Genomic DNA, 20,670 nt, shown 5'->3' on the forward strand with positions numbered 1-20,670 from the left:
CTCTGGGCCGTTCGCTACCGGTCATGTCTCCACGAATCTTGCTGGTCAAATACGGTGCACATGACTGGTCAGGTCGAATGCAAATGGGGGGGCAAGTCCGTGCAGGTACCCAACTATGATCTAAAAATGGCCGAGAGCAAAATTCTCATGCTCTGAGGAAAGTCCCATGCAAGCAGCTGGTCAGGTCCTATGCAAATAGCTGGTCAAGTCAGTGCAATTACCCAACAACGAGCGGTGGCCTGTTAATCATGTAAAGCAGGTGTTCGAACGCTACTGCGAACTCGTTGTTCTCCGTCGACCCAGAAGCCACAGTCGAAACCCTGCCTGTGTTTTTGGTAGAGACGCTGGCGTCGGTTGATGTGATGGTTCATCAGTTGGTGGATCATTTGGAGGGGGAGTCGCGTTATGCGCTGCTGGGTATTTCCAACAGCATCATGGTGGCGGAGATTACGGCGAATGGGGTGTTGGATAAGGTTGAGCCATCCGTGTAGTCGCTGGCCTGTGGCGGGGGAAGCATTTCCCTCGCCACAGGTTGCTCATCGATCTAAAATAACGGGACTCTGAGCATTTAATGCCGATCAATTAAGGTGTTGAATGCCGCAGTCTTTGTGGGATCGAGCCGGTTACGGGCGGCGTTCCGACGATGAGGGTGGTGCAGTCATACTTTCGTTGCCTGACAGTCCGCTATCGTCGGAACGTCGCCCGGAGCCGGCTCGCTCCCAAAGGTTTTGCGACTATTACGCTCGGCCCTCCGTTTTGCCCACGGGATTTATTGTCGAAGCACCTTCTCCATGGATTTGCCTTTGGCGAGTTCATCCACAAGCTTGTCCAGCTGGCGGATTTGTTTCATCAGTGGATCTTCAACATCCTCCACACGGATACCGCAAACCACGCCTTTGATTAGGCTGCTGTTCGGATGCATCTCCGGCGCCTGAGCAAAGAAGGTTTCGAAGTCGACGTTCAGCTTGAGCTGTTGCAATAGGCCCGCCTGGTCGTAGCCCGTGAGCCAGCAAATGACGCGGTCAACTTCCTCTTGGGTACGGCCCTTGCGCTGGGCTTTCGCTACGTACAGTGGATAAACCGCCGCAAAGGGTGTCGAGAAGATTCGATGTCGGGACATTTGCGTTTCTCCTGGTGTGCAAAGGAGTGCGGATGATGGGAGGTCTTCCTATTGTGTTTGATCACAGCTTTGACCGGGGAAGTGGTCGAGGATCGCACCATAGACGACGCAGGCAAACATGCCCGGTGCATTCCCGATAAGTCATCTGACTGGGGTGGAGGTTGAATTAGATGATCAAGTCGGCACGGGGCAGGCGAAGATCGAATGTACGCCGGGCATAGTTGCCTTCACAGATCCACGCAGTCGGAGCGACCGCTTCACTGACCCGAGCGCGGAATTGCTCAGCGTCGGGTTCGACCCAGTCGGGCTCCCAGAACAAGGTGTCCAGGTGCACTACGGGCAAGCCAAGGCGCATGCCGAGGGCGCGGGCGAGGGTGGATTTGCCGCTACCGGCATTGCCCAGAATCACAATCCGTTGCATGGTCGGACTTCCTGTCGCGAAAAAAGCCGGCGATTGTGCCGGTTTGGGGGCTTCAGTTAAAGGCTGATGTGGGGCTGACTGTGGATTCAACCGGTGAACGTGGAAGTTCGGTTGAGCCATTCCCCGCCCGGCGTCTTACCTATTGCGGGTTATGCGCCCTACGGTACTAGCGATGGTTGCGATAGCGTTCGGTCAAGGACTGCACGAGGGTGACGTAGGATTGCGTCTCGGCGTAGGGAGGCACCCCGTTGTACTCGACCACGGACGCTTCGCCGGCGTTGTAACCTGCCAACGCCAGCACCTGGTTGCCGTTGAAGCGCTTGAGCAGCCAGGCCAGGTAGCGCACGCCGCCACGAATGTTCTGTCGTGCGTCGAACGGATCGTCCACGGCGAAGCGCTCGGCGGTGGCGGGCATCAACTGCATCAGCCCCTGGGCGCCGGCTTCGGAAATGGCGTTGGGGCGAAACGCCGATTCGGCATGTATCACTGCGCGGACCAGCGCCCTGTCGACACCATAATGACCCGAAGCGGCTTCGATCTCCCGCCGATAGGAAAGGGTGTCCAGGTGCAGTGAGGCGACCTTGAAATTCTTAGGCGCCGTGCACAGATAGCAGCCCTTGATGTAATAGAGCTCAAGGACATCGACCCGTGCGGAGATCCCGACGGGGCGCCGGCTTACATATTGACGAACACCCTTGTGAATGAAGGTGAACACCCGAATCCGCACCGCGTCTGAGTCGTCGTCCCGCACAAGCCGTGGCCGGGCCATTGCCTTGGCGCCGACACCGGCGCCCGCCATGTCATTGAGGCGAGTGCAGCGGGCGCTGGCGATGGCTTGACTGGTGTAGCTGATGGCTCCGTCCCTGGCTTGGCACTTGAACATGGCGCTGGCGCACAGTGGAACGACCAGCAAGGCCAGTTCGATGCAGCCAAGAAGGCTCTTGCGAGCCCATCGCCATGCTCTGGAATTCATCACATCGCTCCGCGTCGCAGGCGCCGATCAGGCCTGGGGCGCCTGGCCCGGGCGCTGCCATTGGAGGGCCTATCTGGGTGAGCCGCCTTTTGTTCTGATAGTTATACCCCTTGTAACCGGCCTTGGAACTTGCGTTGACGTACGGGCTGCCGGCGTTCCAAGCCGAGGTGCTCGCACGACGCGTCGTCTCGACTTGTCAGGGCCGGGCGCAAGTCCGATCCGCAGGTGACGGAGCCGGGGCGGGGCAGGGCAGGGCGGGGCGGGGCGGGGCAGGCTCAGGTAGGCGATGGCACAACACAACTGAATTCTGCGAAAGCACTCAGGCCTTGACCCAGCGTTGACGGCTCCAGCTGCTCAATGTATCGACGGCCAATACCAGTAGCAGCATGGCCAGGATAACCGTGCTGGCTTGAGCTTCCTGGAACAGGCTGAGGCTGACATAGAGCATTTGCCCCAAACCACCGGCACCGACGAAGCCGAGCACGCTGGCCATGCGAATGTTGTTTTCCCAGCGGTACAGGATGTAGGCCAGGAGCTGTGGCAACAGGTTGGGCAGGGTGCCGTAACAGAACGCCCATACGGCATTGCCGCCCTGCAGGCGGATGGCGTCGGCCGGTTCTGGTGGGGTGTTTTCCAATGCTTCGGCGAACAGCCGGCCGAGCACGCCGGTGGTGTGCAGGGCTAATGCCAGGGTGCCGGCATTGGGGCCCAGACCGGCAGCAAGGACCATCAGCGCGGCCCACACCAGTTCCGGAACCGCGCGCAAGGCGTTGAGCACCAGGCGCGACGCGCTCTGCAGTGGCCAGCCGAAGCGCCCTGCCGCGGGCAGTGCCAATAGCAGGCCGAGTACCGCTGCGAGCAGGGTGCCCAGGGCGGACATGGCAATGGTTTCCAGGGCGCCGTGACCGATGGCTTGCAGATGGCCCGCGCTCAGGTCCGGGCTGAGAAAACGCTGCGCATAAGCGCCCATATGATGCAGGTTGCCGCTGTCGCCGAGTTCGCCGAGGTTGATGCCCAAGTAGCTGAACGAGGCGACCACCGCTGCGCCAATGCAGAGCAACAATGCAAGGTTGATCAGGCGATTCATGCCAGCCTCCAGCGCAGCAGGCGGCTGAGTTGATCGGCGAGCAGCACCAGTACAAGGAATGTCAGTAACAAACTGGCCACTTCACCGCCGGCGAACATGCGCAACGACAGGTCCATTTGCTGGCCCAGACCGCCGGCACCGACGAAGCCCATCACCACCGAGGCGCGGATTGCGCATTCCCAGCGGTACACCGTGTATGACAGCAGTTCCGCAGCGACATTGGGCAGGATCCCGTAGCAAAAGGCTGCGAGCCGACCGCTGCCGGACTGCAGTAGCGCATGGGCCGGGCGCTGGTCGACCGACTCGAAAATTTCCGCGTAGACCTTGCCCAGCATGCCGCTGTAGGTAATGGCGATGGCCAGTACACCGGCAGTCGGGCCGAGGCCGACGGCGCGCACGAACAGCAGGGCCCAGACGATTTCCGGCACGCTGCGCAGGAAGATCAGTAAACCGCGTACAGGCCAGCGCAGCAGTTGGCCCCAATAGCTCGGGTGGCCGGCATGGGAGGCAGCAGACAGCGACAGAGCACGACTGGCCAGCAGGCTGGCGGGGACTGCCAACAGCAACGCCAGGGCCATGCCGGCCGTGGCGATGGCCAGGGTCTGCAGGGTGGCTTGCAACAACAGCTGGATGAATTCTTCGCCATGGGCCGGTGGCCAGAAGGCTGATACAAACCGGCCGATCTCGCTCTGACTGTCACTCGCCACCAGTACGCTCAGGTCCAGCTCGCTGTAGCGGATGCCCGGCCAGAGCAAGGCAAGGGCCAGCAAGGTGATCAGCAGGCGGGGCCGGGTGGCCGGGTCTCGGGTATCACGGGTCAGCATCGGGGAATCTGCACACTCAAGGGCGGCGGAACAATCGGTGGGGATTGCAGTTGTTCGTTGGCGTAGAGCTTGTCGAGCAACTCGCGGTCGACTTCGCTGGCCGCAAGGTCGAACAGAATCTGCCCATCACGCAAGCCGATGATCCGCGAAAAGTTCGCCAGGGCCAGCTCCACCGCATGCAGGCTGGCGACCAGGGTGACGTTGTGCTGCCGGGCATGACGACAGAGCACCGAAAGCGTGTGCTGGGCCAACACAGGGTCCATGGCCGATACCGGCTCATCGGCCAGCAACACCTCGGGCGCCTGGTATAACACGCGGGCAATGCCCACGCGCTGTAGCTGTCCACCGGACAGTTGCTGGCATTGCGCGAACAACTTGTCACTCAGGTCCAGCCTGGCCAATGCCGCGCGTGCACCTGGAATATCCAGTGGATGCAGCAGGTTCAGCAGGCTCTTGCCCAGCCCCCACTGACCCAGCTTTCCGGCCAGAACCGCGGTGACCACGCGCTGGCGCGGTGGCAGGGGTGGCGACTGGTGAACCAGGCCGATGCGCGCGCGCAGACGCTGACGCTGTCGGGCAGAAAGCTGCCAGGCTCGCTCGCCAAGTACCTGCAGCTCGCCGTTGCCCGGACGCAGGGCAGTGGCCAGCAGGTTGAGCAGGCTCGACTTACCCGCGCCGGACGGGCCGATGATGGCGACCTGTTCGCTGGCACTGATGTGCAGGTCCACGCCCCGCAGGGCCTGGACGCCGTTGGCGTGGGTAACGCTGACTTGGGTCAGATGCAACGTCATTTGAGCAGGTCGGCGGCGCGTGCGGCTTCCTCGATGCCCTTGTAGTTCTCAGGCTTGGTTTCGATGAAGCGGCTGGCGGCCTGCAGGTCCAGAATCTCCTTGTCCTTGGGGTTCGCCGGATCGAGAGCAAGGAAGGCTGCCTTAATCTTGGCCGCCAGCGCAGGGTCGAGGGTCCCGCGCACCGTCCAGTTGTAGTCGAAGTAAGCCGGGGTGGTCGCAAACACTTTTACCTTGGTCGTGTCGACCTTGCCGGCGGCGACCAGTTTTTCCCATACGCTGGCGTTCAGTACCCCGGCGTCCACCTTGCCGGCCTGGACCCAGGCGACAGTGGCGTCATGGGCGCCGGAGTAGCCGACTCGACTGAAGTAAGTTTCAGGCTTGATGCCGTCCTTCAGCATGAAATAACGCGGCATGAGACTGCCCGACGTGGAGGACACCGAACCGAATGCAAAGGTCTTGCCCTTGAGATCGGCGAGAGACTTGACGGCTGGGTCGGCGGTGATGAATTTGCTGGTGAATTGAGCGTCCTGTTCGCGCTGTACCAGCGGGATGGCATTGCCGGTTTTAAGACGCGCCTGCACGAACGTGAAGCCGCCCAGCCAGGCCATATCGATTCGGTCGGTTGCCAGCGCCTCGACCACGGCCGGATAGTCGCTCACGGGCACGAACTCGACTTTCATGCCCAACTGTTGTTCCAGATAGGCGCCAAGCGGCTGGAACTTGCGCAGCAGTTCGGTAGGGGCTTCATCGGGAATCGCACTGACTTTCAGGGTGTCGGCGGCCTGCGCCAACAGGGTGCCAAATGACAGGGTCAAGCCGACGGCCAATGCCAGGGTACGCTTGAGCATGGAACTTCTCCGGTGCATTTACGAAAGAATGTCGAGGCGTCGGGCACAAGCTGATTGCTGCCTGGCGCATTGTGAGGGTAGACGAAAAGGTGCGAAATTGACTGCTTTTGGCTGTGTCCTCATAAGGGGGGCTCATCATTTCGACCCGCCATGGTACGTGGATGCAGCCGGGACGGACAGCAACGATGGCTCGAAGATTCGCAGTGCCAAGCCAGCAAATGTTTTTTGCACCGCAAACGCCAGACGCTGTCTTAGCAGTGGGCAGGCCAAGGGGGAAACCATGACAACGTACAAATTAACCGTTCAAGACTTGCAGTTGAACGTTTCAATCCGCGGCCAAGGTTCACCGCTACTCTTGCTCAATGGCCTGGGTGGGTTGATCCGTACCTTCGATCCCCTGCGCGATGAACTTGAGGACTACAGGACCATTACGCTGGACGTGCCCGGGGTCGGCAAATCGCAAATGCCACGCTGGCCGATGCGTCTGCCGCGCCATGCCGACCTGATCGCCGAGCTGCTCAAGCAATTGGGAGTCGACCAGGTCGATGTGTTCGGCGTGAGTTGGGGCGGTGCATTGGCGCAAGAATTCGCCCTGCGTTACCCGAGCATGGTGCGCCGGCTGATCCTCGCGGCGACCTCGGCCGGCCCGGCGATGCTGGTGAAGCCCGCCGACATCCTGGATTTTTTTGGCAGGAGCAAAAGCGCCAAATCGCGCAAGCAAGGAGGCTCGCGCAATTCGATACAGACGCTGCTGCGCTTCGGTGTGGTGAACGGCATGCTCACGGCCAACCCGCGAACCTATTACCACCAGCTCACCGCCCTGGTCGGCTGGACCAGCCTGCTACGGCTGTTCCGCCTGCGCCAGCGCACGCTGATCCTCACCGGCGAACGCGACACCCTGGTGCGGCTGTACAACGCGCAGATCCTGCGCCGCACCATTCGCCGTGCCGAACTGCACGTCTTGCAGGGCGAGGGGCATTTTTTCGTGGTCACCAGCGCCAGGCGAACCGCTGAAGCGATACGCGAATTCCTCTGCCAGCCGCACGGCGATGAAGAGCTCGCGCCGATGATCGCCAACGGCAGGTTAGCTTCGCGACAGGCAGCAAACGGCAAGAAGCAGAAACTCCAACCGACCTGATCAGCAGAAAGGGGACGGATTTATTTTTCCATTTGTCCGTCCCCCTTTTTTAAGTAAATCCGTCTTGTTTTTTGATTTACCAGTTGTAAAGGACAGCCTTCAATCCGGGGTGGATCACTCCCTGCATCGATATGCGGCCCCAAAACGGCGATTGGCAGAACCCGTCATGACAGATGCGACTCACTTTGCGCGCGGTTCAAATGTTCGAACGTTACGCCGATGCGCGAGAACACCTGCCACACGAAGAGCAGCACACTGAAACCGATGAGGATTGATGCGACAGCGATCAAGGGTTCAACTGACGGGAAACCCTTCATACGCAATGTCAGTGCTCCAAGCATTACCGGTACGCCAACGTTGTATGTCCAGAACTGTGCTGTAGCGATGTGCCCTTGAGTGATTGACGGGTGCATTGTGCTGATGAGTCCGAACAGTGCCATCGACACCCATCCCAACAGATTGATATGGGCATGTACCGCGAAGAGTGAGTGGTCGCCGGTAGCGCCCATCGTCACACCCAACATCACGCCAAGGGCAAAGTAGATGACAGCGAGCCGAAACCAGGTTCGCGAACGGGGATTGTGATTCATGGCATTCACCTCATGCGCCCTGAGGCGCGCTCAGTTGCGCAAAAGCGATGTGGAATCGTTATGCCCGGCGCGCCGATTGTGCTGTGCATCGTGCCAGTGGCATATCCTGTGCTGTGTGCCTATTATGAGACTCAAGTCTCATTACAAGACGGAGTATCATTTATTCCATGTCGACTTCGAAGTCAAGCCCGCCTGTCCATGATGTGGATCGGCAAGGCCGCGCTTACCAGCGGCAACGAACGCGTCAAGCGTTGATCGATGCGGCCACCGCTTTGCGCGATGAGGGCCAGAACCCGACTGTCGCACAAGTCGCCGAACGCGCGATGGTGTCGCGGGCCACGGCGTATCGTTACTTTCCCTCGTCGGAGGCGTTGATTAGCGAGACGGCGGCCGATCGCGACATGACGCCGTTGGAGAATCTTTGGCAGCCGGGAGACGATCCCGTAAAGGGCATAGGTCTGGCGGCGAACGCATTGCATAAACTGCTGATCGACGACGAGATAGGCCTGCACGTGATGGAGCGTTCGTTCATGACGGTGTGGCTGGAAAATGAGTCCCACGAGCCGCTGCGGCCGGGGCGACGCATGAGCTACATCGAGCCGATTGTCGACTCGCTGAAGGATGCGCTCTCACCCCGTGCTCGCAAGCGACTGAAGCAGGCGTTGTCGATCGTGATGGGCACCGAAGCGTTGATCGCTGTGCGCGATATCGGTGGCGCAAGCATCAAAGAATCACTCGACACCGCCGTGTGGGCAGCGCAGGCGCTCGTCCGCCAGGCGCTGGCGGAGGACAAACAGGTGCGGCGAAAGCGCTAGGCTGAAAAGGAAAGGCAAGGAAAGGGGACGGATTTATTTTCCAGAAAAATAAATCTGTTTTTTAGTCGGTCCCCTTTTTTAGTCCCCTTTTTTAATGACTGCAGGTTCAGCGCATGTGCACGTAGGTACCCGGTGCAGCCTCAGCAGCGGGATAAGCCCTGTTGCCCAGTTTACGGGGAGCCTTTTTGTGATCGCCCGAGCGTGTCTGCAGCCAGGCCAGCCAGTGGGGCCACCAGGAGCCCGCCTGTTTACTGGCAGCTTCCATCCATTCCTGAGCTTCGACAGGCAGGTTGCTGCCGGTCATGAAACGCGCCTTGGGGTTGCCCGGCGGGTTGAGGATGCTCTGGATATGCCCGCTGTTGGACACCACGAACTCGCCCTGTCCGCCAAACAGATGCATGGAACGGTAGCAGGCGTCCCACGGGGTGATGTGGTCGGTCAGGCCTGCGATGCAGTAGAAGTCACTGGTGACCTGACTGAGGTCTATCGGTGTGCCGCAGACCTCCATGGCACCGGCGCGGGCGAACGGATTGGTCTGGTACATATCAATGAATTCGCCGTGCAGCGTGGCGGGCAGGTTGGTGGTGTCGTTGTTCCAGTAGAGGACATCGAATGCCGGGGGCTCTTTGCCGAGCAGGTAGTTGTTGATCCAGTAACTCCAGATCAAGTCATTGGGGCGCATCCAGGCGAAGACTTTGGCCAGCTCGCGGCCCTCCAGCACGCCGTTCTGATAGGAACGGCGCTTGGCCGCCTCCAGGGTCTTCTCGTCGGCGAACAGCCCGACCTGGGTGTCGGGGCGTATGTCCAACATGCTGACCGCCAGGGTAAAGGCATTGATCTTTTTCTCGTCCAGGGCGGCGTAGTGACCCAGCAGCGAGGACATGGTGCAGCCTCCAGAACAGGCGCCGAAGGTGTTGAGGTCGGCGCTGCCGGTTATTGCAAGAACCGCGTCGATTGCTTCCTTCAGGGCTTCAATGTAACTGGAAAAACCCCATTCACGCTGTGCCTTGCCCGGATTGCGCCAGCTGATAGCGAAGGTCTGGATACCGCTGTCGAGGAGAAAACGGATCAGGCTCTTCTCCGGCGTCAAATCAAACAGGTAGAACTTGTTGATCTGTGGCGGCACCACCAACAACGGACGCACATGCACCTGCTCGGTACGCGGCTTGTACTGGATCAACTCCAGCACCTCATTGCGAAACACCACCGCACCTTCGGTGATGCCCAGATTGTGGCCGACCCCGAAAGCCTTCTTGTTCACCTGGCTGGGCATGCCGCCGTTTTCGATCAGGTCCCGGGTCAGCTGCGAGAAGCCATTCAGAACGCTCTTGCCGCCGGTTTCAAAGAAGCGCTTGAGCGCTAGCGGGTTGGCCAGGGTGTTGGTCGGCGCCATCGCCTCGGTCAGCAGGCTGATGACAAACTGACCACGTTGAGCGTCCTGTTCGCTTAGGTTGCTGGTGCTGATCCAGTCGTTCATCTCCTGGCACCAGGCCAGGTAAGTCTGCTTGTAGCGACGGTATAGCGGGTTGTTCTGCCAGGTCTGCTCGTCGAAGCGCTTGTCTCCCGCCGCTGGCTCGAGCTGCGAGCGGTTGAGCAGGACATTTTTCAGCTCAAGGCCGAATGCAGCCATATGCCGAGCGCTATGCACGGGTTGCTTCAACACTTGTCGCAGGACCATGCGGGCGCTGCCGAGCAGGTCGCGCCCGCGAGGACCGAACGCCGGGTTCAGGCTCAACGTGTGCATCGCCGCTTGTTGGGAGATCTCTTTATCTTTCTTGTTCATTGTGACATTCCGGTAAGGCAACCAAGACAGGCGCTCGGTAGTTATATGGCTGCGGGCAAGCGATCGGGAATAGCGCGGTCGGGCGAGCAGCAGAAAGGCAGGGCTTGCCACGCAGATCTTGAGGAGCATATAGAAGGGAGGGCGGCCAACATTTCATTTGACGACAACGCTTTTTCACTTCATGACAATCCATGACCTTTGGTCCGGGATTGCCTGTCGAAGATGCTGTGAAGATGAGGCTGTGCTGACTCGAGACCGACTAATGGGTGTCCCCTTTTTTGTCGGTGCTACCGGTAAACACCTGAAGGAGAGGCGCACCCAAAGGACACCACCTATGCTTAGCGCACCTCTCATTAGACGTCACCTCCCATGCCTGAAACCCGCCCACTTCAAGTTGCCTGCATCAAGGCTGCGTGTTCCAGGTGCCCACCCTGATCAGGCAGGTCATCGATGTATCAGAACTTAGCGCTGCTTGCCGCCTTTCTCCTTACCTACAGCATATTTGCGGGGCGCTTCGAGTCACGTCTGCTCAATGGCCCGCTTATGTTCATGCTTGCCGGTCTGTTTCTCGGCCCGGCATTTCTGGGCATTCTGCAACCCCGGATTGACAAGGATGGCCTCAAGCTCCTGGCGGAGCTGACGTTGGCGATTGTTCTGTTCAGCGATGCGGCCAACGCCAGCCTGAAGGTCCTGCGGGCTAATGAAGGACTACCGCTGCGCTTGCTGATGATAGGGCTACCACTGACCATCGCAGGTGGTTGGCTAGTCGGCATCTGGCTGTTCCCACAGGTCCCACCGTTGGAATTGGCAATACTGGCAACCCTTCTGGCTCCCACTGATGCTGCGCTCGGTAAAGCTGTTGTGAGCAATCCCAAAGTTCCCGCGCCTGTGCGTGAAGGGTTAAACGTTGAGAGTGGGTTGAATGATGGAATCTGCGTTCCAGTGTTGCTTTTGTTTTTGGCATTGCTGGTCGAACAGCCGACACAGTCCCCTATCTCACTGGCATTAGAGTTGGTTATCGAGGAGCTGGGCATCGGTGCATTGATCGGTATTACTTTTACGTTCATCGCCTGGCAGTTGCAGCGCTACTCCGCAAAGCACAAGTGGCAAACACCCATGTGGTCACAGTTGACCCTGCCCGGGCTCGCCATTCTGTGCTTTGCCACAGCGCAAACACTAGGTGGTAGCGGGTTTATCGCCGCGTTCGTCGGTGGGTTGCTCGCAAGTTTTCTGTTTACCGAGCAAAAGCACCAGATGCTCAAGGCCAGCGAAGAGTTCGCCAGCCTGTTATCGGTCATTACCTGGCTCGTATTTGGCGCACTGGTGATCCCTTGGGCCTGGAGCAGTCTCACCCTGAACATCTGGCTTTACTCGGTGCTCAGTCTGACCGTGATTCGCATACTGCCCGTGCTGATCAGTCTGGTGGGAACCCGCTTCGATTTCGAAACCCGCCTGTTCATCGGTTGGTTCGGCCCGCGAGGTCTGGCCAGCATTGTCTTCGCCGTCATGATATTGGCCTCCCCTCTGGAAGCAAGTCGTACCTTGGTGGCTACTGTTGTCTGTACCGTTTTACTCAGCGTGCTATTACATGGTCTGAGTGCCAATCCATGGGTTGCACGGCTGGCCAGTCGTGGTCATTGATATTTACCTGGATACGTTCCCTGTGGGAGTGAGCCTGTTCGCGATGACGGACTGTCACGCAACGCAAGTGTTGGCTGTGCCACCTTCATCGCGAGCAGGCTCGCTCCCACAGGTTTTGCTGCGGGGATTGCTCCATGGATTCCATACCGATGATCAGGCTTGAGCCGCGCTCATCCCGCCCGTGGCCGTGGATTTTTTGCGCACCGCTTGATAGAGCAGGCTGGACACCATGAAGCCCGCAATGGCCAGCAGGCTCATCAAGGTGAAGACATAGTTGTAACCCTGTTCACCGGGGAAGTGGTCGAGGATCGCGCCATAGATGACGTAGGCAAACATGCCGGGGGCATAGCCGATCAGGCAACCGATGCCGAAGGCCGAGCCGGTGATGTGCTGGGGAATGCCGACTTCACCCATGGGGGCCCAGAACACGCCGCGCATGGAGAACACGATCAGGGCGAAGGACAGTGTGGCGGCCATGCCCGCGTAGATGAAGTCCGGGCTTTTCGGAATCAGCATGATCACGCCCATCAGCGGCAACAGCGCCAGGAATGCCCACTTCAAGTAGCGGCTGGTGCTCTTGAACTGCTTGTCGGCAATGAAACCGCCGGCAGGCCCGCCGAGGATCTTCAGGAAGTACTGGTTGATGATGCCGTAGGCGCCCACCAATGCCACGGGCAGCCCGTACATTTCCTTGAGGTAGGGAATGAAATAGGTCAGGCCGCAATAGACGATGTAGACCATAAACACGTTGAGGCTGACCAGCCAGATGCCCGGAACCTTGATCGCTTCCATCAGGTTCGCCAGACCGTTCTTCGGTTTGGCCGCCGATTGCGTGTTGCCACCCTTGAGCAGGAACCAGGTCAGGGTGCCGGCCAGAATATCGATGACCGAATAAAACAGGATTGCCGACTTAAGGCCGGTTTCGCCCGAACCCATGGCGACGAACACGCCCAAGGCGGAAAAGGCCACCAGTGTATCCACCACGCCACGACCGCCTTCGAGCAGGCCGAACAACCGGCCTTGTTCCTGATCGTCACCCAGGTTGCGGATCGCTTTGAGCAGCGATGGCCAGAACAGGCAGTCGGCACAGACGGCCAACAGACTGAACACGATCAGCAAGCTGCTGAAGGGCGGAAAGGTTGCCAGGTACAACCCCAGGCCACCAGTTCCGATCAGGCCGAGGGGGATCAGTTTACGTGTGTCGTAGCGATCGGCGAGCAGGCCGCCAAGCACAAACAGCGCGGTCGCGATGATCGCGTTGGCGCTCAGCAGCATGCCGATTTCAGTGTGGCTCAGGCCCATGAATTCCTGCATGGGGACATAGAAGGCGTCTTTCAGGTTCGCCAGCTTGTAGATGGTGCCGCCACCGAGGATGAGGATCAGGAATCTGAGCCATTTGGCCTTGTTTTGAATTGTCATTATTGTTCTCCGGGCGTAATCGGGTCGTCAGGATCAGGCGTTGGAAGGGTTGGCCAGGGTCAGTTCGGCCAGGGTGCGAAACTCGGCCAGCAGGCTGCGGACATAGGCGACCTGGTTGTTCGCCCAGCGGTGTTCATCGGCCAGCATTTGCTCAAGCGAGTAGCCGTTCGGAAGCGGCGTGTCGCTCATCTCCCGGTAAGCAATGAAGGGGTCAGCCGCCTCAAGGCTCTGGCGGAAGGCCGGTGCCACGTAGTGGTTTTCCTGCTCAAGAATGAAGGCGATCACCTGTGGGGTTGCTTCACCCAGCATCAACAGTTCGAACAGCATGCGGGCGCTGGGCAGGTCGTCTTCGTCGCTGCCTTGCAAGACGCCGTAATGACCGAAGCCGTTGTGTTCGGGGACGATGCGCACGCCCTTGAGGTGAGTCTGGCGAATGTGCGGTGCCAGGTTGCGCAGGGCCTGAAGCGGCTGTTCGCAGGCGTTGATCATGTTGCCGAAGTCGAACAGGGCATGCAGGCGAGGGTGGTTGAGACGGTTGAGCAGTTGCGCAATTTCCCCGCTCTTGAGTTCTTCATGCTGCTCGAAATCGAAGTACAGATCGTGTGCGTCAGCCTGTTGCGCGAGGTAGTGCAGGTCGGTCTCGATCACGTCCATGACCCGCGACAGCGTGCCCTCGTAACGTGAGTAAACACGGATGTTGCGCACGCCCAGGGCGAGGGCGATGGCGATCACCTGATCGACATCCTTTTTCAGCGTGCTGCTGATTTCCAGGTGCACATCCAGCCCCAGCGCTTTGGCCTTGGCGGCAAACGCCTGGAGCTGCGCGGGTGACATCTGGCTCAGGCTGTTTTCTTCGCCGTCGAGCAAATGCAGGCTCAGGCCTTGCAGTTCGTGGCGATAGGCGAAGTCCAGCAGGTCGGCCGGGGTGACACGACCGTGGGTGAGGTTAGTCAGTAGTGGGTAGGCGTGGGCAAACAGGCGCAATTGCCCCAGACGCTCAAGCAACCGCCGGGCCAGTGCGTCCGTCAGCACGGGAACAGCCCCGTGTTCGACCACCTTATGGCTCAGCAAGGCGTTGAATCGTTCCTGGATCTTATTGTTCATTAGAGTCGTTCCTGGTTCAGACACCGGGTCTACCGGCGCAGCCTTTATCGCGCCAGTCAGGAACTCTCGATAGATCCACTATCAGTTATTTGATAAGACCACTTGCCTCGCATCAAGGGGGCGACGGCAGATAACCCAAATTGCGCAAGGCATTGGCCAACGCCTCGACCCGCTCCCGGGCCAGGTTTTCCGGCGTGCCGGCAAAGCCGATCAACAGGGCTGGCGGCAGGGCATGCTTGATGCGGTAGTCGCTCAAGGCGTAGGTGTGGATGTTGTGTTGGGCCAGTTGCCGGGCGATGTCAGTGTCACTGAGTTCGGGGGGCAACCAGGCGATCAGGTGCATGCCGGCATCCGCCGGGGTGATCCTGAAGAAGCCGCCAATCTGCTTTTCAAGCTGTTCGATCAATGCCTGCTGGCGCGCCTTGTACAGCGCACGCATGCGGCGGATGTGCCCCAGGAAGTGGCCTTCGCCCATGAAGTCCGCGGTTGTCGCCTGAAGCAGCGTGGGTGGGCTGCGATCCATGACCGCGCGCAGGGTGCAGAAGGGTTCGACCAGGGCCTGGGGCAGAATCACGTAACCCAGTCTCAGTGACGGGAAGAGCACTTTGCTGAACGTGCCGACGTAGATCACCCGGGCCATCTGATCCATGGCATACAGTGCCGGGAGGAGGCGGCCGCTGTAGCGAAACTCACTGTCGCAATCGTCCTCGATGATCCAGCTCTGATGCTGTGCAGCCCAGTCGATGAGTGCCTGGCGCCGCGCATAACTCAGGGTAACGCCCAACGGATGCTGGCGCGAAGGCGTGCAAAACACCAGGCGGGCATCAGGGCATTCGGTCAGGCCTTGCTGGACATCGATCCCCTGTTCATCGATACGCAACGGAATTACCTGAGCCCCCTGAGCCTGCAACGCAATACGCGCGGCGATGTGCCCCGGGTCCTCCATCCAGACACTGTCCTGCGGATTGAGCAGCAGCATGCCCAGCAGATTGAACGCCTGCTGCGCGCCGGAAACGATCACCACTTGCCCGGCATCGCAGTCGATGCCACGCGCATCGAAGACGTACTCGGCAATCGCGGTGCGAAACGCCTGCAAGCCCTGCAACTCGCCATAACCCAGAATGGCCTTGGTGGGCTTGAGCAGGTGACGGTTCATCAGGCGCCGCCAGATCGCCTGCGGGAAGGCGTCATAGGTGCTGTGGCTGGGCAGAAAGGACGTCGGGGTTGCGGGGTCCCAGTCGGCATAGGACACCCCGCGAAAATGATCGCTGCGCAGCGACAGCATCGACTGGCTCAGGTCGGACAGGCGCGGTGGCAGGCGCGGTTGCTCGTCCTCGCCACCCCGGCTTTCCCACTCCGTGCCGACATACGTACCGGCGCCCGTGCGCGAGGCCAGAAAACCTTCGGCAATCAGCTGATCGAACGCATTGAGAATGGTGATCCGCGACAACCCCAACTCGTTGCTCAAGGTCCGGGTCGACGGCAGACGCACGCCCCCCTGGATTCGCCCGTTGAGTATCTGTTTGCGAATCTGCAGATACAGTTGGCGGTACAGGGGAATGGCACTGGCACGGTCCAGTTCGATAGCCGACAGCAGCAAACCTGCGGGGGATTTCATGACATGCTCGTTTGGGGGGAATGGGGTTTATCTGGGAACCGTAACGGAGAGGGAAGGGTATCGATCGATGCCCGATAAGTCATCTGTCCGGGGTTGAGGTTAATTCAGGACGGGTTTCGGACGTTGCGGGCAAGCTGTCGAGAAAAGCGCCATTCTGCCGGGGACCACGCAATGCACCGTAGGAATTAGAGCAAAAAGAGAAAAAGGGGAGGGATTTATTTTTTGATTTGTTCTTCCTTTAAAATAGTCTGGTGACTTCATTTAAAATCCGATCCTGCATTTGAGCACTGGGTCTGTTGCGATACGCCACTGCGACAAAAGCAACGCCTTCGTAGTCGCAGCGAATCGAGACAGTCATGCCTTCACGAAATCCAAAGACTGATCGGTCTCCTGCATCAACAAAGTATCTCGCTTTTGTAAGAGCCGTTCTAGCGTGCTTCAGGCAGTCTGTTTGGCTAAGCGAGTGTCGGATCCAACTAGTCGTTACACGCACAGACGAAGTTTTACTGTCATCGATAGGGGGTTGAGTAATTTCTTTAGTTGTTTTATCACTGGAACAGGCGATCAATCCCAATGAAATAACACTCAGTAAAAAACCAAAACGAAGTCTCGAATGCTTAAGTTGATTTCCCATCGTGGGACGTTCCTGTGACGATCAGCAATGAATGAAGTGGCCGTTACTAACGTAATAGCGGGTTTCTGATCGTTTGCTACCTGTGCTCAGTGAATGCGACCGATGGTCGTACGTAGGTCCGTCATTTGGTTTCCTCGAATTTGCTGACTAACCGAGCCTGCCGAATGGACGTTTTCGGCAGGCTGCCAGTGCTACATCTTGAAGGACTTGACTAACTGAGTGAGATCCACCGCCAGCATCGACAGCTCACCGCTGGAGGAAGCTGTCTGATGCGAGCCAGCGGCTGTCTGGGTCGCCAGATCTCGGATGCTTACCAGGCTTTGGTCTACTTTTCGAGCCGCGTGTGATTGCTCCTCTGCTGCCGAAGCAATCAACATGTTGCGATCGTTCACTTGCTTGATTGACTCCGTAATTTCGACAAGTGAAGCCCCTGCTTCTTGCGCCAATGTCAGGGTTTTTCCAGCTTGCAGGCTGCTTTGGTCCATCGATCTGAGCGCGTCAGTGGTACCCGACTGTATATCGGAAATCATTTGCTCGATCTCCCTCGTCGATTCGTGAGTACGGTGGGCCAATGCGCGAACTTCGTCTGCAACCACGGCGAAGCCTCGACCCGCTTCACCTACTCGGGCGGCCTCAATAGCAGCGTTGAGCGCCAGGAGATTTGTTTGCTCGGCAATGGAGCGTATGACATCAAGTACCTTGCTAATGTCGAAGGCCATTGCTGCCAGCCCTTTGACGTCGTCAGAAGTCGATTGAACATTGCACACCATCAGGCTGATTGCCTCTACCGTGGCATCTACCTTGTTCCGTCCATCCAGGGCTGTCGTGTTTGCTTGCGTTGCTGCATTGAAGGCCTGTGCCGCGTTGCTGGCCATTCCGTCGACGGCAGAGCTCATCTGTGTGACTGCCGCAGCTGCCATTTCGATTTCATCGCTTTGTCGCAGCAGCCCTTTGGAAGCGTCCTCGGTGACCGCATGCATTTCTTCCGACGTTGCCGCCAATTGAATGGCTGAGTCACTGATTTTCGTCATTGCGGTGCGTAAATTGGCTTGCATCACGCTTAATGACACTACAAGACGGCCCATTTCATCATTTCCGTCAGCTTTGATTTCTTCGCTGAGGTCGTTATTGGCAATGCGTCCGGCAATGTTCAACGAATGATTGACGGGAACAATCAGGCTTCGAGTAAATAACCAGGCAAACAGAACTGAAGTAATCAGAGCCACGATGACCACAGTGAACACCAGGGTTAACGCCCGACTGTATGCCTCGGCAGCCTCATTTCCGATCTCTGTGGCGTTTCGTTCGTTAATCTCTTTCAGTGCCTGGAGGGAGGACATGACTTTCACATTAACAGCTCGTATTTCTACGTCGGAAAAGACTGTGGCGGCAGGGAAGTCTTTTGAGGCGACGATGGCCAAATATTTTTCTTCGACTGCTTCATAGGCCAAAACATTCTCTTTAATCGAGTCCAAGGCAGCTTTGCCGTCTGGAGTGACGGCCAGCGGGGTCATGCTCGCCAGGGTTCCATGCAGGCTCTCTATAACCAGGCGAACATTTTTCAAGCTTTCAGTTTTAACTGTTTCGGGCTCTACAGGGTTTCGCAGTTTCGAGTTGCTGTTACGCAAACTCATCAGGTCAAGTTGAATTGAGCCCCAGAGTGAAATGTTGGGGACTATATTCAGCTCAACTTTTTGTTCAGCCTGATTCAGTATTGATGCTTGTCGGGCGGAAAGAAAACCAAGTCCCACTATAAGAAGGCAAAAGAAACCAAAGCAAAAAGCGGAACGAGGGGCAAGGCTTAATTTGCGAAGCAACATAATTTGTCCATTCATTATTGTTCTGGGAAACGCCCGCACTGGGGGCAATCGTATTACAGAGTCGACTTTAAGAGCTTTTGCCTACAAAATAATTATCGATATCAGGGCATTTTCATAAGCTAAGCTTATAAAAATTCATCGATGGTGCTACGTCTCTTGCGCGCTGGTCCGCGTCGCAGAGTTCCAGCATTTCAGCAAGGCCCAGTGACTTGTCCGTCACAACACAGCACCGGCTCGCAATTTGCCGATTTTACGTAGCCCGCGTGTTGGCATTTCTGGATTATGCGTTCCTTCACATGATTCGGAAGGTGCCCAACGGCTGAGCGCCGCCAGTGGTTAATCGACTCGATAACGCTGGCGAAACTGACGCGTAAGCCCCACGTGCACTGAACTTTTGACCATTTTGTTCGAGGGGCGGGGCATGCGACGTTTAATGTGTTTGGTCATGACCTCGGCGGTGAGCTTTCCTTCATTAGCCCATGAGCCCGGAGGAATCAACAGCGCTAAAAGTCAGACAGATGCCGCGTTTGATCTGGTTCATACGCACATTTATCGTGATGGCAACAAGCTGGTCTTTCAACAAATCGTCGCTGGCACAGCGGGCGTCAATACGCCCAAACCCACGGGCAAATTCGCAGGCTCAGACGTCTATAGCTATGTCTGGCCAACCAGTCTGGACAGTGACGTCGTCGGGTTCGAGCCCAAGTCCGGCATCCTGGCCCTGGCATTGACCTCCCACCCCGATTTCGACGACACCCCCCAGCTGGATGAAAACAAGGACGGTAAAAAAGACAACGATGGTGGGTTATGGCATTCCCATTGGGTCGTTCTGACCAAGGAAGCCAGTTGCGGGCCCAGCGGCCTCAAGGTTCGAGACATTCCCAAGGATATGAAGCCGAAGATGCCAGCCACATGGCCAGGCGTACCGTTGTATATCGATTCTCCCGGCTATGAGCTCAAGGCATCCACAGACACGGTCACGATCCAGGTCCCGTTGGCGGCCGTCGGCTTCGTTACCACTCGCGATCTGACTGTTGATCAGGATTAAATTTGTTGGCTGCACTCAATAAGGAGTCAACATCGTTTATTTATGGTGGTTTCCTGGAGGCTTTCCCGGTTTTCATCGTCTGTAGGAAGCGCATGTCGGCTCATTCAACAACTCTTGAGGGTTCGTGTTTAAACACCTTCAAGGTTACGTCCTGAAAGCTACAAGACCTTGCGCCGTTGCCTACCGCTACGCCAGAATCCGCCGGCTTGTGCGCCTTGGGGCTGCTCGGTAACTTGATTCCCGTCACTGCCCATCAGTGATCGGGTTTAGTCGCCCGTTGATGTCAAGACGCACAATGTCTCTGTCAGTCAGGTATCCCATGCCTGCACTTGATGGCGGTTGTGCGCAGGGCGCTTCGGCGCGCCGATTTCTTGGCTCATCGGTCGACTAACCTGTGCACAGCTGCCTCCATTTCGTTTAGTCGCGAGCGGGTTGCAGCCTCACTCATATGAGGTCTGAGCCAATGTTCAAAGTAACACCCAACCCACCGGACACCGATCCGGTTTCCCCATACGAACCCGATTCAAAAAAACTCAACGAGGCCGCCGAGCGGGCCCTCAACTTCCACTTCCCGTCGAATGCCGACATCAAAGCCACCAAGCGAACGCGCAGTACGCTGTTTTCCGTGGACCCAGAAGCCACAGCCGAAACCCTGGCCGTATTTTTGGTCGAGACGCTGGCGTCGGTCGATGTGATGGTTCATCAGTTGGTGGATCATCTGGAGGGTGAGTCGCGTTATGCACTGTTGGGCATTTCCAACAGCATCATGGTGGCGGAGATCACGGCGAACCGGGTGCTGGATAAAGTTGAGCCATCTGTGTAGCCGCCTGTTCTGTGGTGAGGGGGCAATTTCTGTAGCAGCTGGCGGAGCCTGCGTCGGCCGGTCCGCGCTCGGGCGCAGCAGTCGTGAAATCAGACGATGCGGTGTTTCAGGAGGACCGCAAACTCAAATTTTACGACTGCTTCGCAGCCGAACGCAGGCTTCGCCAGCTGCTA

At 58.0% G+C, this 20,670-nt stretch carries 18 protein-coding genes and 4 pseudogenes; 7 read left to right on the top strand and 15 right to left on the bottom strand.

Going from position 1 to position 20,670, the window contains the following annotated elements:
* Positions 1-272 precede the first annotated feature (272 nt).
* Positions 273-491: pseudogene (locus PMI22_RS0129860) on the top strand (DUF6124 family protein); the annotation flags it as partial.
* A 278-nt stretch (positions 492-769) separates the two neighbouring features.
* Here PMI22_RS0129860 and PMI22_RS00130 read toward each other — a convergent pair.
* From PMI22_RS00130 to PMI22_RS00105, 7 genes and pseudogenes are all read right to left on the bottom strand, one after another.
* Positions 770-1,120 carry a DUF2200 domain-containing protein gene (locus tag PMI22_RS00130; protein WP_007949525.1) on the bottom strand — a complete coding sequence of 117 codons (351 nt, stop codon included), beginning with the start codon at positions 1,118-1,120 and terminating at the stop codon, positions 770-772.
* Positions 1,121-1,289: 169 nt separating this feature from the next.
* Positions 1,290-1,541, bottom strand: a pseudogene (locus tag PMI22_RS0129865) (AAA family ATPase); the annotation flags it as partial.
* A gap of 166 nt (positions 1,542-1,707) precedes the next feature.
* Positions 1,708-2,514 carry a lytic transglycosylase domain-containing protein gene (locus PMI22_RS00125; protein WP_007949528.1) on the bottom strand — a complete coding sequence of 269 codons (807 nt, stop codon included), beginning with the start codon at positions 2,512-2,514 and terminating at the stop codon, positions 1,708-1,710.
* A 319-nt stretch (positions 2,515-2,833) separates the two neighbouring features.
* Complete coding sequence (gene phnE, locus PMI22_RS00120) at positions 2,834-3,601, bottom strand: phosphonate ABC transporter, permease protein PhnE (RefSeq protein WP_007949529.1); 768 nt, start codon at positions 3,599-3,601, stop codon at positions 2,834-2,836.
* Entirely contained in the window at positions 3,598-4,425 is an 828-nt protein-coding gene (locus tag PMI22_RS00115; RefSeq protein ID WP_007949530.1) for a PhnE/PtxC family ABC transporter permease, read from the bottom strand. Before PMI22_RS00115 ends, phnE begins: the two co-directional genes overlap by 4 nt.
* Positions 4,419-5,216 carry a phosphonate ABC transporter ATP-binding protein gene (locus PMI22_RS00110; protein ID WP_007949531.1) on the bottom strand — a complete coding sequence of 266 codons (798 nt, stop codon included), beginning with the start codon at positions 5,214-5,216 and terminating at the stop codon, positions 4,419-4,421. Before PMI22_RS00110 ends, PMI22_RS00115 begins: the two co-directional genes overlap by 7 nt.
* Positions 5,213-6,064 carry a putative selenate ABC transporter substrate-binding protein gene (locus tag PMI22_RS00105; RefSeq protein ID WP_007949532.1) on the bottom strand — a complete coding sequence of 284 codons (852 nt, stop codon included), beginning with the start codon at positions 6,062-6,064 and terminating at the stop codon, positions 5,213-5,215. Before PMI22_RS00105 ends, PMI22_RS00110 begins: the two co-directional genes overlap by 4 nt.
* A gap of 280 nt (positions 6,065-6,344) precedes the next feature.
* Here PMI22_RS00105 and PMI22_RS00100 point away from each other — a divergent pair, with 280 nt between their 5' ends.
* The gene (locus PMI22_RS00100; RefSeq protein WP_007949533.1) at positions 6,345-7,202 is read left to right on the top strand and encodes an alpha/beta fold hydrolase; all 858 of its coding nucleotides are present in this window, start codon (positions 6,345-6,347) and stop codon (positions 7,200-7,202) included.
* 164 nt (positions 7,203-7,366) lie between these two features.
* On the opposite strand, the gene PMI22_RS00095 is transcribed toward PMI22_RS00100, so the two are convergent.
* Complete coding sequence (locus PMI22_RS00095; RefSeq protein ID WP_007949534.1) at positions 7,367-7,792, bottom strand: hypothetical protein; 426 nt, start codon at positions 7,790-7,792, stop codon at positions 7,367-7,369.
* Between the two features lie 167 nt (positions 7,793-7,959).
* Here PMI22_RS00095 and PMI22_RS00090 point away from each other — a divergent pair, with 167 nt between their 5' ends.
* Positions 7,960-8,607: a TetR/AcrR family transcriptional regulator gene (locus PMI22_RS00090; protein ID WP_007949535.1), complete on the top strand. Its 648-nt coding sequence runs from the start codon at positions 7,960-7,962 to the stop codon at positions 8,605-8,607.
* 106 nt (positions 8,608-8,713) lie between these two features.
* Here the strand turns inward: PMI22_RS00090 and phaC are convergent, their stop codons facing one another.
* Positions 8,714-10,390: a class II poly(R)-hydroxyalkanoic acid synthase gene (phaC, locus tag PMI22_RS00085; protein WP_007949536.1), complete on the bottom strand. Its 1,677-nt coding sequence runs from the start codon at positions 10,388-10,390 to the stop codon at positions 8,714-8,716.
* Between the two features lie 450 nt (positions 10,391-10,840).
* Between phaC and PMI22_RS00080 the strand changes: the two genes are divergently transcribed.
* Complete coding sequence (locus PMI22_RS00080; RefSeq protein ID WP_007949538.1) at positions 10,841-12,031, top strand: cation:proton antiporter; 1,191 nt, start codon at positions 10,841-10,843, stop codon at positions 12,029-12,031.
* A 153-nt stretch (positions 12,032-12,184) separates the two neighbouring features.
* Here the strand turns inward: PMI22_RS00080 and PMI22_RS00075 are convergent, their stop codons facing one another.
* The 6 genes and pseudogenes from PMI22_RS00075 to PMI22_RS32600 all read right to left on the bottom strand — a co-directional run.
* Entirely contained in the window at positions 12,185-13,450 is a 1,266-nt protein-coding gene (locus PMI22_RS00075; RefSeq protein WP_007949539.1) for an MFS transporter, read from the bottom strand.
* Positions 13,451-13,483: 33 nt separating this feature from the next.
* Positions 13,484-14,554 carry a sugar phosphate isomerase/epimerase family protein gene (locus tag PMI22_RS00070; RefSeq protein ID WP_007949541.1) on the bottom strand — a complete coding sequence of 357 codons (1,071 nt, stop codon included), beginning with the start codon at positions 14,552-14,554 and terminating at the stop codon, positions 13,484-13,486.
* A 112-nt stretch (positions 14,555-14,666) separates the two neighbouring features.
* Complete coding sequence (gene pdxR, locus PMI22_RS00065; RefSeq protein WP_007949542.1) at positions 14,667-16,172, bottom strand: MocR-like pyridoxine biosynthesis transcription factor PdxR; 1,506 nt, start codon at positions 16,170-16,172, stop codon at positions 14,667-14,669.
* Positions 16,173-16,410: 238 nt separating this feature from the next.
* Positions 16,411-16,806, bottom strand: coding sequence for a hypothetical protein (locus tag PMI22_RS31515; RefSeq protein ID WP_157214470.1), 396 nt, complete (start codon positions 16,804-16,806; stop codon positions 16,411-16,413).
* A 191-nt stretch (positions 16,807-16,997) separates the two neighbouring features.
* Positions 16,998-17,861 carry a methyl-accepting chemotaxis protein gene (locus PMI22_RS32595; protein ID WP_443200819.1) on the bottom strand — a complete coding sequence of 288 codons (864 nt, stop codon included), beginning with the start codon at positions 17,859-17,861 and terminating at the stop codon, positions 16,998-17,000.
* Positions 17,856-18,641, bottom strand: a pseudogene (locus PMI22_RS32600) (MCP four helix bundle domain-containing protein); the annotation flags it as partial. The pseudogene PMI22_RS32600 and the gene PMI22_RS32595, both read right to left, overlap by 6 nt.
* Positions 18,642-19,071: 430 nt before the next feature.
* Here PMI22_RS32600 and PMI22_RS00055 point away from each other — a divergent pair.
* The 3 genes and pseudogenes from PMI22_RS00055 (at position 19,072) to PMI22_RS00050 (ending at position 20,497) form a co-directional block, all read left to right on the top strand.
* Positions 19,072-19,674 (top strand): hypothetical protein, encoded by a 603-nt coding sequence (locus PMI22_RS00055; RefSeq protein WP_050550248.1) that lies wholly within the window; start codon positions 19,072-19,074, stop codon positions 19,672-19,674.
* A 290-nt stretch (positions 19,675-19,964) separates the two neighbouring features.
* Positions 19,965-20,126, top strand: a pseudogene (locus tag PMI22_RS32605) (SWIM zinc finger family protein); the annotation flags it as partial.
* Positions 20,127-20,137: 11 nt separating this feature from the next.
* Positions 20,138-20,497: a DUF6124 family protein gene (locus PMI22_RS00050; RefSeq protein WP_007949545.1), complete on the top strand. Its 360-nt coding sequence runs from the start codon at positions 20,138-20,140 to the stop codon at positions 20,495-20,497.
* The last annotated feature ends 173 nt before the right edge of the window (positions 20,498-20,670 follow it).

Source organism: Pseudomonas sp. GM21 (assembly GCF_000282215.1).
GTDB lineage: Bacteria > Pseudomonadota > Gammaproteobacteria > Pseudomonadales > Pseudomonadaceae > Aquipseudomonas.

What these genes read in the sequence shown, in the direction of transcription:
- PMI22_RS00130 (WP_007949525.1), bottom strand. Translation starts at nt 1,120, where the DNA reads ATGTCCCGACATCGAATCTTCTCGACACCCTTTGCGGCGGTTTATCCA.
- PMI22_RS00125 (WP_007949528.1), bottom strand. Translation starts at nt 2,514, where the DNA reads ATGAATTCCAGAGCATGGCGATGGGCTCGCAAGAGCCTTCTTGGCTGC.
- phnE (WP_007949529.1), bottom strand. Translation starts at nt 3,601, where the DNA reads ATGAATCGCCTGATCAACCTTGCATTGTTGCTCTGCATTGGCGCAGCG.
- PMI22_RS00115 (WP_007949530.1), bottom strand. Translation starts at nt 4,425, where the DNA reads ATGCTGACCCGTGATACCCGAGACCCGGCCACCCGGCCCCGCCTGCTG.
- PMI22_RS00110 (WP_007949531.1), bottom strand. Translation starts at nt 5,216, where the DNA reads ATGACGTTGCATCTGACCCAAGTCAGCGTTACCCACGCCAACGGCGTC.
- PMI22_RS00105 (WP_007949532.1), bottom strand. Translation starts at nt 6,064, where the DNA reads ATGCTCAAGCGTACCCTGGCATTGGCCGTCGGCTTGACCCTGTCATTT.
- PMI22_RS00100 (WP_007949533.1), top strand. Translation starts at nt 6,345, where the DNA reads ATGACAACGTACAAATTAACCGTTCAAGACTTGCAGTTGAACGTTTCA.
- PMI22_RS00095 (WP_007949534.1), bottom strand. Translation starts at nt 7,792, where the DNA reads ATGAATCACAATCCCCGTTCGCGAACCTGGTTTCGGCTCGCTGTCATC.
- PMI22_RS00090 (WP_007949535.1), top strand. Translation starts at nt 7,960, where the DNA reads ATGTCGACTTCGAAGTCAAGCCCGCCTGTCCATGATGTGGATCGGCAA.
- phaC (WP_007949536.1), bottom strand. Translation starts at nt 10,390, where the DNA reads ATGAACAAGAAAGATAAAGAGATCTCCCAACAAGCGGCGATGCACACG.
- PMI22_RS00080 (WP_007949538.1), top strand. Translation starts at nt 10,841, where the DNA reads ATGTATCAGAACTTAGCGCTGCTTGCCGCCTTTCTCCTTACCTACAGC.
- PMI22_RS00075 (WP_007949539.1), bottom strand. Translation starts at nt 13,450, where the DNA reads ATGACAATTCAAAACAAGGCCAAATGGCTCAGATTCCTGATCCTCATC.
- PMI22_RS00070 (WP_007949541.1), bottom strand. Translation starts at nt 14,554, where the DNA reads ATGAACAATAAGATCCAGGAACGATTCAACGCCTTGCTGAGCCATAAG.
- pdxR (WP_007949542.1), bottom strand. Translation starts at nt 16,172, where the DNA reads ATGAAATCCCCCGCAGGTTTGCTGCTGTCGGCTATCGAACTGGACCGT.
- PMI22_RS31515 (WP_157214470.1), bottom strand. Translation starts at nt 16,806, where the DNA reads ATGGGAAATCAACTTAAGCATTCGAGACTTCGTTTTGGTTTTTTACTG.
- PMI22_RS32595 (WP_443200819.1), bottom strand. Translation starts at nt 17,861, where the DNA reads ATGCAAGCCAATTTACGCACCGCAATGACGAAAATCAGTGACTCAGCC.
- PMI22_RS00055 (WP_050550248.1), top strand. Translation starts at nt 19,072, where the DNA reads ATGACCTCGGCGGTGAGCTTTCCTTCATTAGCCCATGAGCCCGGAGGA.
- PMI22_RS00050 (WP_007949545.1), top strand. Translation starts at nt 20,138, where the DNA reads ATGTTCAAAGTAACACCCAACCCACCGGACACCGATCCGGTTTCCCCA.